Source organism: Ectothiorhodospira sp. 9100 (assembly GCF_022227565.1).
GTDB lineage: Bacteria > Pseudomonadota > Gammaproteobacteria > Ectothiorhodospirales > Ectothiorhodospiraceae > Ectothiorhodospira > Ectothiorhodospira marina.
Genome location: NZ_JAJNAN010000010.1, coordinates 15,147 through 28,105 on the forward strand (window position 1 = coordinate 15,147; position 12,959 = coordinate 28,105).

Sequence of the window (12,959 nt, forward strand, 5' to 3'; positions counted from 1 at the left end):
TCGATGGGCTTCACCCCGGGTTGGAGGGTAGGATGGCCACGATGTTCCACGTGGAACATCGCGCCGTTTTCGGGTCAGGCCTCCCTGACCGAGCCATGTTCCACGTGGAACATTCGCTGACTTGACCAGTTCCCCAGTCCCTGCACCTGCTTTGCCTCGATGGCGCTGACAAACACCTGACATTCCAGCCCACTCAGAAAGTCCAGAGCAGCCTCCCGCCGCTCTGCATCAAGCTCTGAAGGCAGATCATCCACCATCACCACCGCGGATCGCCCGGTGACCTGCCGATGGACTGCCACCTGTGACAACCTCAATAACAGCACCGCCGTCTTTTGTTGACCTCGGGATGCCTGCATGGCCAACGAGACCCCATCCCGTCTCAGGACCAGTTCCGCCCGGTGTGGCCCCATCAGGGTATATCCCAGCGAACGCTCCCGATCCCGGGCAGACGCCAGCGCCTCACCCAAATTCACTCCCTCTTTCCAACCACGGCGATACTCCCAAGTCATCCCCTCCACGTCGGGCAACTGCCACCGCAGTCCCACAAACACCGGCCAAAGGCGTTCCAGGTATCCACGGCGATAGTTATCCAGAGATTCTCCGCGTTCCGCCAGTTCCCGCTCCCAGCCCCTCAAAACGCTGTTCGGAAGATCTCGTCTCAGTGCCTCGTTACGCTGATTCAAGGCCCGACGGTAACCCTGCAGAATTTTCATGTATTCCGGTTTTTCGTGGAACAGCCCCCAATCCAGAAAGGATCGTCGCTCCGCGGGGGGGCCGGACAGAAGCTCGTGACTGTCCGGATGGATCACCTGCAACGGCAATACCCGCGCCAACTCCGACTGGGAGCGAACCGTGCGCCCGGCCAGTCGCCCACGCGTTCCCGAGGCCCCCTTGCGGATTCCCATACGGATCTTTTCCGAGTGAGGGTAGGTCACCTGACCGGTGACCATCAGTTCCCGGCTACCCCGATGGACCACGTGTTCAATGCGCGTCGTCCGAAACGATCGTCCTGTGGCGAGCACGTGAATGCCCTCCAACAGACTTGTCTTACCGGAGGCATTGGGGCCAATGATGAGATTCAGGCCCGGCACGGGATCGAGCCGGGCCCTTGCAAAGATGCGTAGGTTGAAGATTTCGAGCCGGGAGAGACTCATCCTCAAAGACGGATGGGCATGACCACGTAAATGGCGCGGGGCATCACCTGGTCACGGATGACGATGGAGGCCCCGGACATGCGGAACTTGATCTCCATGATCTCGCCTTCCAGGTGAGTCACCACATCCAGCAGGTAGGTGCTATTGAAGCCAATTTCCATGGCGGGCCCCGCATACTCCACTTCCAGTTCCTCTTCGGCCTCCTCTTGCTCCGGATTATGTGACTGCAGCTTGAGAAGGTTCTCCCCCAATTCCATGCGCACCCCACGCACTTTGTCATTGGAGAGGATGGCAGTGCGCCCCAATGCCTGTTTGAGGAGTTCCCGGTCGACCTTGAGCACATGCCCATCATCTTCGGGTACCACCCGTTTGTAATCCGGGAAGCGCCCATCAATCAGCTTGGAGGTGAACTGCAACCCGGAAAATACCGCTCGCAGATGGCTGGCCCCCAACTCAAGGCGAACCGTGTCATCCACCCGCTCAAGCAAGCGACTCAATTCCATCACCCCCTTGCGCGGCAGGATCAACTGCAGACCCTCCTGAGTCTCCACGATCGACTCAATGGCGCACAGGGACAACCGATGCCCGTCGGTAGCCACCGTGCGAACCGTTCCGGGTTCCACCTCAAACATCAGTCCATTGAGATAGTACCGGACATCCTGCACCGCCATGGCGAAGGAGGTGCGTTCGATGAGATCCAATAATTCCCGTTGCGTGACCTCCAGAGAGAGGTTGGCACGCATCTCTTCCAGGGAGGGATAGTCATCGGCGGGCAGGGTGCTCAAGGTGAAGCGGGAGCGTCCGGAACTCACCAGCAACCGGTCTCCCTCGTGATGCAACCCGACGGTTGCTCCCTCCGGCAATGCCTTGCAGATATCGAGCAGCTTTCGTGCGGGCACGGTCACCACACCCGGGCTGGCCACCGAGTGCTCCATGTCGGCCACCCATTCCACTTCCAGGTCGGTGGCTACCAGTTCCAGTCGGGAGGTCTCCGCCCGGATAAGCACGTTGCTCAGTATCGGCATGGTCTGCCGTTTTTCCACGGCGCCGACGACTTGCTGTAGGGGTTTGAGCAGGCGTTCGCGCTCTATGCTGAATTTCATCAGGGAGACCCTTTAATAATGATCTTTTTAAAGACTTACTTTAGTAATAATAATTAGCAACCGGTATTGGTCTGGATAACGTTCTGGTTACCCATATTTTTCATGAACTTGCACGGCCTCGGGACTGTGCGCAGCCAACCGGATAAGCCACGCACAAACTGTTGAGGGAATGTGGATAACTCAGGAAGCCGATTTTGCCCCATGCCGCCCCACAGGTTATCAACAGTCCTGCCCACCGCCCACACCGGATCATCTGTCTCCGGTCCGGCTGGCCAGATCAACTGGTCAGCGTTCTCAGCAGGTTGACGAAGTCTTCATTAATACGGGCGTCTGATTCCCGCAGCTCCTGAACCTTTCTACAGGCGTGCAGCACCGTGGTGTGGTCACGCCCCCCAAAGGCCTTGCCGATCTCTGGCAGGCTGTGATTGGTGAGTTCCTTGGAGAGCGCCATGGCCACCTGTCTGGGGCGGGTGATGGATCGGCTACGCCGATTGGAATGCAGATCCGATACGCGGATCTTGAAGTACTCGGCCACCGTCTTCTGGATGTTGTCGATGGTGACCAGCTTGTCCTGCAGGGCGAGCAGGTCGTGGAGGGCTTCCTTGGCAAACTCCAGGGTGATGGCGCTGCCGGTGAAATGCGCATTGGCCAGCACCCGGCGCAACGCGCCCTCCAGCTCACGGATGTTGGAGCGGATCCGTTTGGCCACGAAGAAGGCCACCTCACTGGGCAATTCCACCCCAGCCTCCTCGGCCTTGCGATTGAGGATAGCCACCCGTGTCTCCAGTTCCGCCGGTTCGATGGCCACGGTCAGCCCCCAGCCGAAGCGGGATTTGAGGCGGTCTTCCAGACCATCCACTTCCTTGGGATACCGATCGCAGGTCAGGATCACCTGTTGCTGGCTCTCCAGCAGGGCATTGAAGGTGTGGAAGAACTCCTCCTGCGAGCGTTCCTTGCCCGCGAAGAATTGGATATCGTCGATCAGCAGGGCGTCCACCGAGCGGTAGTAGCGCTTGAACTCGTCAATGGAGTTGTGTTGCAGGGCCTTGATCATGTCGGCCACGAAACGCTCCGAGTGGAGATACACCACCTTGGCTCCGGGGCGATGCGCCAGAATGGCATTACCGATGGCGTGCATGAGGTGGGTTTTGCCAAGTCCTGTGCTTCCGTACAGGAACAACGGGTTGTAAGCCATGCCCACGTTGCCGGCCACCTGAAGACTCGCCGCCCGGGCCAATTGGTTGGATTTGCCTTCGACGAAATTCTCGAAGGTGAAATTAGGATTCAGATTATTCGTGAACTGAGGGGAACTGGCTGCCGGTTGCGGCGCTGCTTCCTGCTGCGGTTGCCGCATGGCTGTATTACGGGCCCCATGCGGGCTATGGCCCTGACCGGCGCCGCCAGGGGCGTTCGAGGTTCGGGCAGGCGCCTTGGCCGGAGCAGGGCGCTGGCTGCTGCCCACTTCCAGATGCACCCGCACCGAGTGCTCACCGGAGGTGTCGTTCACCACCTGATCGATGCGTTCGAAAAAGTGGTCTTTCACCCAGTCCAGCACGAATCGATTGGGCGCGAGCAACCGCAGGACTTCCGGTTCCTCCACTGCATGCAGCGGACGTATCCAGGTGTTGAGCTGTTGTTCGGAGAGTTCGCCCTCCAGGCGCGTGACGCATTGCTGCCAAAGGGAGCTGCCGACCAAGGGTAATTCTCCAGGGCTGGGTGGATAAACGCGCCAGTCTACTCCGGCAGCCGAAGAGTTATCCACACCTTTTTCCACATCCTGGTCAAGCCGTATGCCCCGCGAACATTGACACCCACAGTAATCGCGGGTACTTTTACGCGCCTTGGATGGGGTGTTCCGTCCACTCACTCATTAGAATCTATCGGGTCCGCCATCATGAAAAGAACATTCCAGCCCAGTAATCTGCATCGCAAGCGCACCCACGGTTTCCGTGCCCGCATGGCGACCCGTGGCGGCCGCAAAGTGCTGGCTGCGCGCCGCGCCAAGGGTCGCGCCCGTCTCTGCCCCTGATCACTTGGCCCGGCCAGCCGGCAGGCCCGCAGACAGGGGATTCCCCCGCGCCGCCAGGCTGACCCGCGCCAGCGATTACCAACAGGTTTTCGCGGGCGCACGTCGGATCTCTGAAGCGCCTTTTACCGGACTTTGGCGCCATCATCCCACGGACGCGCCGCACAACGCGCGACTGGGCATGGCCGTGGCGAAACGCAACGTGCGGCTCGCCACGCAACGCAACCGGATCAAACGCCTGATCCGGGAATCGTTTCGACATCATCGGGATTCCCTGGGGGCCATCGATATCGTGGTCCTTTGCAAACCCCGGGCCGAACGCTACAGCAACGAACAACTGCGTGAAGCCCTGGACCGACTCTGGCAACGGATGAGTATCCAATGCGAAAGATCCTCGTCTTCCTGATCCAGGTCTACCGGTACACGCTCAGTCCGTTCGTCGGGCAACACTGCCGTTTTCTGCCCACCTGTTCCTGCTATGGGATTGAAGCCATCGAACGCCATGGTGCCCTGTATGGCTCCTGGCTGACGATCAAGCGGCTCGGCCGCTGCCACCCTTGGTGCGAGGGCGGGTATGATCCCGTTCCGGACCCCGCTCACGGCCATCATCGACCCCCGCGAAATCATGGATAACCTCCGTCCAATACTCTATCTGACCCTCGTTTTCCTGCTGTTCCTCATCTGGCAGGCCTGGCGCGTGGACTTCGGTCCCCAGCCCGAATTTTCTCCCGAGCGTTCCGATGCCACGCATCAGGAAGCCGGCGAGTCCCGTGATGACATGCCGGCGGCTCCCGATTCGGAAGCTCGAGATGCCCCCATGGAGGCCGGTGACGTCGATGGCATCGAGCGTCAGCAGGTTCGGGTGACCACCGATACCCTGGATGTCCTCATCGACACCCGGGGTGGCGATCTGGTCCGCGCGGAGCTACCGAGCTATCCCGTGAGCCTTCAGGAACCGGATAATCCGGTTCGACTGCTGGACGAGGGCGCCCGCGACTACGTGGCTCAGTCGGGTCTGATTCACGACCGTGTGCCCAATGTGGATCACTCGGATCGGGCACCGTCCCATCACGCCATCTTCCAGGCGGAAAAGACCGAATATCAGCTTGAAGACGGTCAGGATGAGCTCCGCGTACCACTCACCTGGGAGAACGAAGAAGGGATCCGGGTCACCAAGACCTATACCTTCCGTCGTGGCGACTTCCTGGTGGATGTCAGTCATCAGGTGGAGAATGCCAGTGACCAGGCCTGGACCGGTCGGCAGTATCGCCAACTCCGCCACGGCCCCACACCCGATCGCGAGTCCTGGTTCCTCTACACCTTCACCGGTGCCGCCTACTACGATGAGCGCTACGAGAAGGAAGCCTTCGAAGACCTCACTGAAAAAGTGAACGAACGCAATATCACCGAAGGCTGGATTGCGGTCATTGAGCATTACTTCCTCAGTACCTGGGTACCCCTTGATGACGAGGAGAATCTGCTTTACGCCCGCGAGGTGACCTCAGGCGGTCAGCCCGAGTACATCATCGGCCTGCGCTCCGAGCCCGTGACCATCGAGGCCGGTGCTCAGGATGAATTGAATGCCCGGATCTGGATTGGCCCCAAGCTCCAGGGTCCCTTGTCGGACATCCGCGAAGGCCTGGAACTCACCGCCGACTACGGCATTTTCACGGTCCTGTCCAAACCTCTTTTCTGGTTGCTTCGCGTCATTCATGACTTTGTAGGCAACTGGGGTTGGGCCATCCTCATCCTGACCCTGATGATCAAGCTGGCCTTCTACAAGCTCTCGGCCACCAGCTATCGCTCCATGGCCAAGATGCGTGCGGTGCAGCCCAAGATGATGGCGCTCAAGGAGCGTTTCGGGGATGACAAGCAGCGCATGAATCAGGCGCTGATGGAGTTGTACAAGAAGGAGAAGATCAATCCCCTTGGCGGCTGTCTGCCGATCCTGGTGCAGATCCCGGTCTTCATCGCCCTGTACTGGGTGCTCCTGGAGAGTGTCGAACTACGACAGGCCCCGTGGATCCTATGGATTCAGGATCTGTCGGTGCGGGATCCTTACTTTGTGTTGCCCCTGCTCATGGGCGCCAGCATGCTCGCCCAGTACAAGCTGAACCCGGCACCCATGGATCCGGTACAGCAGAAGATCATGATGGCCCTGCCCATCATCTTTACCGTGTTCTTTGCCTTCTTCCCGGCAGGCCTGGTGCTGTACTGGCTGACGAACAACCTCCTGTCCATTGGTCAGCAGTACTACATCACCCGCAAGATTGCGGCAGAGGCTGCCAAGCCCGGCGGCAGTCCGCCCAAAGCCTCCCGTCGCAAGCAGGATGCCGACGACAACGCTGACGATGCGGACAGCGCAACCGCTGATGAACCCGGCCAAGGCCCGGCCGAGACTGAAGCCTCTGCCGATACCCGTATGGATTCGACCTCGGAACCTGAGTCCGCCCAGGCCAATCAGACATCCGACGAACCACAGTCGACGCCGTCCAAAACCCCTGCCAGCAAGTCTGCACAGAATAAGGGGGGCGCGGCCAAGGGTTCGCGCCGGAAGCGCCCGCGGGGTGGTAAGTCCCGTAAGTAATCCACGGTGATCGCGGTCGACGCCGATACCATCGCGGCCATCGCCACCCCGCCGGGACGCGGTGGGGTGGGTATCGTGCGCATCTCCGGTCCTCTGGCCCGGGACGTGGCCCAAGGTTGCCTGGGGCGCGTTCCAGCACCGCGTCGGGCCCTGCTGTCAGACTTTCTGGATGCCTCGGGACAGGCCATCGACACCGGTCTGGCACTCTTCTTTGCAGGACCCCATTCGTACACGGGGGAGGATGTGCTGGAACTGCAAGGCCATGGGGGTCCGGTCATCATGGATCTGATCCTGGCGGCCTGCGTCGACCGGGGTTGTCGACTGGCCCGGCCAGGCGAGTTTACCGAGCGTGCCTTTCTCAATGACCGCCTGGACCTGACCCAGGCCGAAGCCGTGGTCGATCTCATCGATGCCGGCTCCGCCGCTGCCGCCCGCAGTGCCCGCCGTTCCCTGGAAGGCGGGTTCTCCCGTTGCGTGGAGGACCTGCTCACTGCCTTGACCGAGTTGAGAGTGTATGTGGAGGCGGCCATGGATTTCCCCGACGAGGAACTGGACCTGCTCGAGGACGAGGGTATCCATCGACGTCTGGAGGCGCTGAGCACGCGTCTGGACACCCTTCAGGAAGGGGCGCGTCAGGGAAACCTGCTCCGTGAAGGTGCTCACCTGGTGATCGCTGGCCGTCCCAATGCGGGAAAGTCCAGCCTTCTTAACCGCCTGGTGGACCGTGAGGCGGCGATTGTCACTGCCATCCCGGGCACCACCCGTGACGTGCTCAAGGAGCATGTCAGCCTCGATGGACTCCCCCTGCACCTGGTGGATACGGCCGGACTGCGTGAATCCAGCGATCCGGTTGAACAGGAGGGTATCCGACGGGCCTGGGCCGAGATCGAGAAGGCCGACCTGGTGCTGCTGGTGGTGGATGCCACCCTGGGGGAGGGAGAGGCCGAGGCGGATATCCGTCAGCGTCTACCAGATCACCTGAGGGTGATCACGGTCTACAACAAGCTGGACCGCCTGGATCATGTGCCGGCCGACTGCAGCGACAGCTTGTATCTCTCCGCGCGAACCGGGGAGGGCATCAGCACGTTAAGGGAACTGCTCAAGCAGCATCTGCATTACGATGGCGATCCGGAGAGCCTGTTCACCGCTCGTCGTCGCCACCTGGATGCCTTGCACCGCACCCGCCAACATGTTCACGAAGCACGCCAGCACTTCCACACCACGCAGGCTCCCGAGTTGATGGCCGAAGAACTGCGCCTGGCCCAGGACACGCTGGGGGAAATCACCGGCAAGGTGACCTCCGATGACCTGCTGGGGCAGATCTTTTCCTCTTTCTGCATCGGGAAGTGAAGTCGTGATGATTTATCCCGAGAGTCCCCCGAACCAAGATCCTCGGGGGTACTTTCGGGGGACACTCATGAAAATCATTATTGACGTTCGAGAACCAGACCATGAAGGCAAGTGGAAATCACTTCAGGACAGCTGATCAAGCGCTTTATAGCTGAAGGCAATGGCTGCTATTGATTCCAAAACGGGGAAGCGGTCCCAGGGGAGAATCTGGAGAATTCTCTGGTCAGGAATGAGGCCTTGAGGCCGGAATCTGATGATAGGTCAAACTGGAGAGCCGGAGGCAGAGTTCAGGGTGTCTGGCACTTTGCTACCCTAGGACAAATTGAGCTTCTAACTGGTTCAAAAGTTGGAATGTGGTGATGTAGGGTACACCGAAGACGTCGCAGATATTTGGAATTTTGACCTTGGTACTGTTTTGGGGAACAGGTATTTCGTGAGTAACGACTGTACCGTCGATAGCAGCCGCAGTTGCTATAAGCCACGGGTCTGCTTTGCTGAGGAACTCCGCTACAAATTCTTGCTTTTTTCCGTCCAACTCGGCTACATGCTGAGCTATTTCTGCAAACTTTTGCTGAATATCGTCATCTGAAACCGGGATGAACTGGTCCTTCCTGTCCTTCACCCAATCTGAAAGCTCGTCATCTCCATCAGACAATTCATCATAGACGGTGCGGATGCTCGCCAGCGCTGAAATCGCGTACTGTTGGTCGAGCCACGCCCAGTACGCCGGACAGAACGACATCTGGTAGTGCAAATTCTTCGCCTGAATATAGGTGTTGGCGTCCAGCAAATACATCAGATCCCTAATTCTTTGGCGTAGTTGGTTATTTTGTGAGGCTTCATATTCAGTAAGCTACCCGCATCCCGAAGAAGGACGCGTCCACTGAGCGCTTCGCTGACTAGAGCCCTAGAGAACGTTTCGCTGATCTGCCCTCTTTGAGTTCTGTAGAACGTAGGGCCACCTTGAGTTCTTTCACGGTTCCGGTAACGTTCCTGAAGATCGTCGACATAATTCCGGTACTTATCCCGAGAGATTTTCCCGAGTGTAAGTGCCCGCCTTGCGATTACCCATGTACTGACGCGGAAATGGGCTTCCAGAACCGGCAGGTTTTCTTTCCAATCTTCTGTGTCTTGCCAGTGGGCATCAAATTCCGCCTCCGGAACCAAAAACTCCGCTGCTACAGCGTTACAGAAAATCTCTCCCCTTTGGTGAGTATCGGGACTTGCGTCAGAAACCCCACTCTTACCAATCCAGATATGCGCCAGTTCATGGATTAACGTAAACAAGCGCGCAGCAGGGGCGTCGGCTTGGTTGATGAAAATCACCGGTGCCAGAGGATCGGAAATGGCAAAGCCGCGAAATTCTTGAACAGATAGCGGGCGAGAGTGATGACGGATGAATCCCTGCCGCATGACCAGGACACCCGCCTCTTCGATCTTGCGGATGAGTAGGCGCCAGTAATCTTCCCAGTCACCCCGCTCGGGATGAGCTGGTATACCGAGTACCTGTCGCATGTCCTGGACCACATCTAGGATATTGGAACGAGCAGTGAACCGACCAACGTATGGGTTGCGCTCCACGCCTTGGTCTCGGAGATACTCCGCGTACCATTCCTGCCGTCGCAGAACGATCTGAGCCATTTCGATAAGCTCGGAAGAAGGCTGGTCAGGGTGACGCCCGCCGACCGTCCGAAGATCTGGTAAGGGTAACGTCTCTTCCGGCGGCTGCTTCAGATAGAGATAGCCAAACGGAATGTGAGTCTTAGCGGCAAAGGCTTGAGCCTGCTTGAAGGTTGGCGGTTTCTCCGCTCGCTCCCAAGCGCCAAGCTTATCGTCCGGAACCCCCAGTTTGGATGCCAGAGCAGACACACTAAGCTGTGCCCGCTCCCGGGCCCAGGTAAGGATATCTGGATTGATTCTGGCGTAGGTGGTGGCCATGACTGCTGCTCGGAACAAAATTTACTGGGACGTAGTGTAAGCTTGGACGGTATAGGAGCCAACCGGAAAGTCATTACCTACTTGATAAAAAAGAAAATTTCACATTCTGCATCGAAAATAGTGGCGGCTCTGACCCTGCCCGGAGCGGCTCAACCCGTTGACTCGGCCCTGCCGTCGCTGCTCCAGGCCCTGGACGCGGCCGGCGTCGCCGTGCTTCAGGCCCCGCCGGGGGCCGGCAAGACCACCCGCGTGCCCCTGGCCCTGCTGACTGCGCCCTGGTGCCGGGGGCGCATCCTCATGCTCCAGCCGCGCCGACTTGCCGCTCGGGGTGCCGCCGTCTTCATGGCATCGCAACTGGGTGAGCCGGTGGGGCGGACCGTGGGTTACCAGACCCGCCTGGAACGCAAGATGGGGCCCGATACCCAGGTCCAGGTGATCACAGAGGGGATTCTCACAAGGCGCCTGCAGCAGGATCCCGGCCTGGAGGGCGTGGATGGGCTGATCTTCGATGAATTCCACGAGCGCAGCCTGATCTCCGATCTGGGGCTGGCCCTGTGCCTGCAGGCCCGGGAGCTGCTGCGTGAGGATCTGCGTCTGCTGGTGATGTCGGCCACCCTGGACGCCGAACCCGTGGCACGCATCATGGGAGATGCCCCCGTCATCACCAGCGAAGGGCGCAGCTATCCTGTGGATATCCGGCACCTTCCGCCCAGCCGCTCATCCCGCCCGGACATGGAGCCCCTGATGGTGAACACCCTGCACCGGGTGTTACAGGAAGAGCAGGGCAGTGTGCTGGCCTTCCTGCCCGGTCAGCGGGAGATCCAGCGCGTGGCCCAGGGACTGGAGGGCAGGGATCTGCCCGCCGGGGTGAGGATCCTGCCCCTGTACGGCCGCCTCCCGGTGGAGGCTCAGCAGCAGGCCGTGGCCCCCGCGTTGCCTGGGGAGCGCAAGGTGGTTCTGACCACCGATGTGGCCGAGACCAGCCTGACCATCGAGGGCGTGCGTGTGGTGGTGGACAGCGGCCTGGCCCGGAAACCCCGCTTCAATCCGGCCTCCGGCATGACCCGTCTGGAGACCCAGCGCATCAGCCGCGCCTCTGCCACCCAGCGTACCGGACGGGCAGGGCGCCTGGAACCCGGGGTCAGCCTGCGGCTTTGGACCCAAAGCGAAGAACAGGCCATGCCGACCCAGCGTGTCCCGGAGATCCTGGAGGCGGATCTGGCGCCCCTGGCTCTGGAACTGGCGTGCTGGGGCGCCGATCCCCAGGAACTGGCCTGGCTGGATGCGCCCCCTATCGGGGCATTGTCCCAGGCCCGCTCGCTGCTGCAGGCCCTGGGTGCCCTGGATGAGGCACATCGACCCACCGAACAGGGCCGCCGCATGGCGACCCTGGGCGTGCACCCCCGTCTGGCTCATCTGCTGCTCTCCGGCCAACGCCTGGGTTTGACGACCGTGGCCTGCCAGTTGGCCGCCCTGCTGGAAGAACCAGACCTGCTCATGGGACTGGATGGCCCGGCGCAGGTGGATATTCATCTGCGTCTTGAAGCCCTGGAGGGCCACGAGATTCCCGGACATCGTGTCAACAAGGGGGTGCGCCACCGGGTGCGGGAGCAATCACGACGCCTGGCCGCCCGCCTGGCCAGCGCGAAGATCCTCCCCTTGTCCGGCCCGGAGCCCCTGGAGCCCGTGGGTCTGCTGTTGGCCATGGCCTATCCGGATCGTATCGGACTTCGCCGCGACGGCGCTCAAAGCCGATACCGCCTGAGCGGTGGCAGGGGCGCTGCCCTGCCGGGCCAGGAATCCCTGGGGGGACAGGAGTGGATCGTGGTCCCCAGCCTGGATGCCGGGGAACGGGAGGCCCGTGTCTTTCTGGCGGCCCGTCTCGCCCGGGAAGATCTGGAGCAGCATATGGCAGAGCGTTTCACGCTCAGCGAGCAGATCATCTGGGATGCCAGGGCCGGCGCGGTCTCGGCACAAAGGGCCCGAATGCTGGGCAGCCTGCCCATGAGCGTGGCGGCCGTGGATCATCCCGATCCGGAGGCTATCCGCGCCGCGCTGCTCCAGGGGATTCGCCAGGCCGGCCTGAACAGCCTGCCCTGGACGCCTCAGGCCGAATCCCTGTGCGAGCGTGTCAGCTTCCTGCATCGCAACCTGGGCGATCCCTGGCCGGATCTCTCCCGGGAGACATTGCTCCAGGCGTTGGATCACTGGCTGGGTCCCTGGGTGACCGGGATGACCCGCCTGTCGCATCTGACCCGCCTGGATCTGCATGCCATCCTGATGTCCCGTCTGGAATGGCCCTTGCCCCGGGACCTGGAGCACCTGGCCCCCACTCACTGGCCCCTCCCGGGCGGGGCCCGCGTGCGACTGGATTACAGCCAAGGGGAGGTGCCGGTGCTGGCTGCGCGTCTGCAGTTATTGTTTGGCCTCACCGAAACCCCATGCCTGGCCCAGGGGCGGGTGCCCGTCATGGTGCATGTGTTGTCACCGGCGCAGCGCCCGGTGCAGATCACTCAGGATCTGGCCGGATTCTGGGAACGCACCTATCCCGAGGTGAAAAAGGATCTGAAGGGACGCTACCCCAAGCACGCCTGGCCCGAGGACCCCCTCACCGCGCCGCCCCGACGGCGCTGATTCAGCGCTTCCCATGATCCACAGAACCTGTGGATAACTGTGTGGGTAAAATGTCGGAAACTCTCGCGAGAGCCCATGTGATCGCCCCCCTTGCATGGATTGATCAAATTTTGATCAATCCATGCAACTGGCTGTTTCTATGACCTTTTTAACCAAATAAATGAGTC

10 protein-coding genes and 1 pseudogene are annotated in these 12,959 nt (G+C 60.5%); 6 read left to right on the forward strand and 5 right to left on the reverse strand.

Annotated elements, in window-relative coordinates:
• Positions 1–74: 74 nt before the first annotated feature.
• The 3 genes from recF to dnaA all read right to left on the reverse strand — a co-directional run bounded on the left by recF (position 75) and on the right by dnaA (position 3,953).
• Positions 75–1,154 (reverse strand): DNA replication/repair protein RecF, encoded by a 1,080-nt coding sequence (recF, locus tag LPW29_RS04930; protein WP_090255000.1) that lies wholly within the window; start codon positions 1,152–1,154, stop codon positions 75–77.
• A gap of 2 nt (positions 1,155–1,156) precedes the next feature.
• Entirely contained in the window at positions 1,157–2,257 is a 1,101-nt protein-coding gene (dnaN, locus tag LPW29_RS04935; protein WP_238627115.1) for a DNA polymerase III subunit beta, read from the reverse strand.
• Between the two features lie 277 nt (positions 2,258–2,534).
• Positions 2,535–3,953 carry a chromosomal replication initiator protein DnaA gene (gene dnaA / locus LPW29_RS04940; RefSeq protein WP_238627116.1) on the reverse strand — a complete coding sequence of 473 codons (1,419 nt, stop codon included), beginning with the start codon at positions 3,951–3,953 and terminating at the stop codon, positions 2,535–2,537.
• Positions 3,954–4,151: 198 nt separating this feature from the next.
• Between dnaA and rpmH the strand changes: the two genes are divergently transcribed.
• From rpmH to mnmE, 5 genes and pseudogenes are all read left to right on the forward strand, one after another.
• Complete coding sequence (gene rpmH, locus LPW29_RS04945) at positions 4,152–4,286, forward strand: 50S ribosomal protein L34 (protein WP_082829751.1); 135 nt, start codon at positions 4,152–4,154, stop codon at positions 4,284–4,286.
• Positions 4,225–4,689 (forward strand): ribonuclease P protein component, encoded by a 465-nt coding sequence (rnpA, locus tag LPW29_RS04950; protein ID WP_238627117.1) that lies wholly within the window; start codon positions 4,225–4,227, stop codon positions 4,687–4,689. Before rpmH ends, rnpA begins: the two co-directional genes overlap by 62 nt.
• Positions 4,665–4,916: a membrane protein insertion efficiency factor YidD gene (gene yidD / locus LPW29_RS04955; RefSeq protein WP_090255005.1), complete on the forward strand. Its 252-nt coding sequence runs from the start codon at positions 4,665–4,667 to the stop codon at positions 4,914–4,916. The genes rnpA and yidD overlap by 25 nt, the downstream gene beginning before the upstream one ends.
• A pseudogene (yidC, locus tag LPW29_RS04960) lies at positions 4,909–6,579 on the forward strand (membrane protein insertase YidC); the annotation flags it as partial. The gene yidD and the pseudogene yidC, both read left to right, overlap by 8 nt.
• Positions 6,580–6,876: 297 nt before the next feature.
• Positions 6,877–8,220: a tRNA uridine-5-carboxymethylaminomethyl(34) synthesis GTPase MnmE gene (mnmE, locus tag LPW29_RS04965; RefSeq protein ID WP_238627118.1), complete on the forward strand. Its 1,344-nt coding sequence runs from the start codon at positions 6,877–6,879 to the stop codon at positions 8,218–8,220.
• A 307-nt stretch (positions 8,221–8,527) separates the two neighbouring features.
• On the opposite strand, the gene LPW29_RS04970 is transcribed toward mnmE, so the two are convergent.
• Positions 8,528–9,016, reverse strand: a complete 489-nt coding sequence (locus LPW29_RS04970) for a DUF4411 family protein (RefSeq protein ID WP_238627119.1) — start codon at positions 9,014–9,016, stop codon at positions 8,528–8,530.
• Positions 9,016–10,158, reverse strand: a complete 1,143-nt coding sequence (locus LPW29_RS04975) for an XRE family transcriptional regulator (RefSeq protein WP_238627120.1) — start codon at positions 10,156–10,158, stop codon at positions 9,016–9,018. The genes LPW29_RS04970 and LPW29_RS04975 overlap by 1 nt, the downstream gene beginning before the upstream one ends.
• A 120-nt stretch (positions 10,159–10,278) precedes the next feature.
• Here LPW29_RS04975 and hrpB point away from each other — a divergent pair, with 120 nt between their 5' ends.
• Positions 10,279–12,792, forward strand: a complete 2,514-nt coding sequence (gene hrpB, locus LPW29_RS04980; RefSeq protein ID WP_238627121.1) for an ATP-dependent helicase HrpB — start codon at positions 10,279–10,281, stop codon at positions 12,790–12,792.
• The last annotated feature ends 167 nt before the right edge of the window (positions 12,793–12,959 follow it).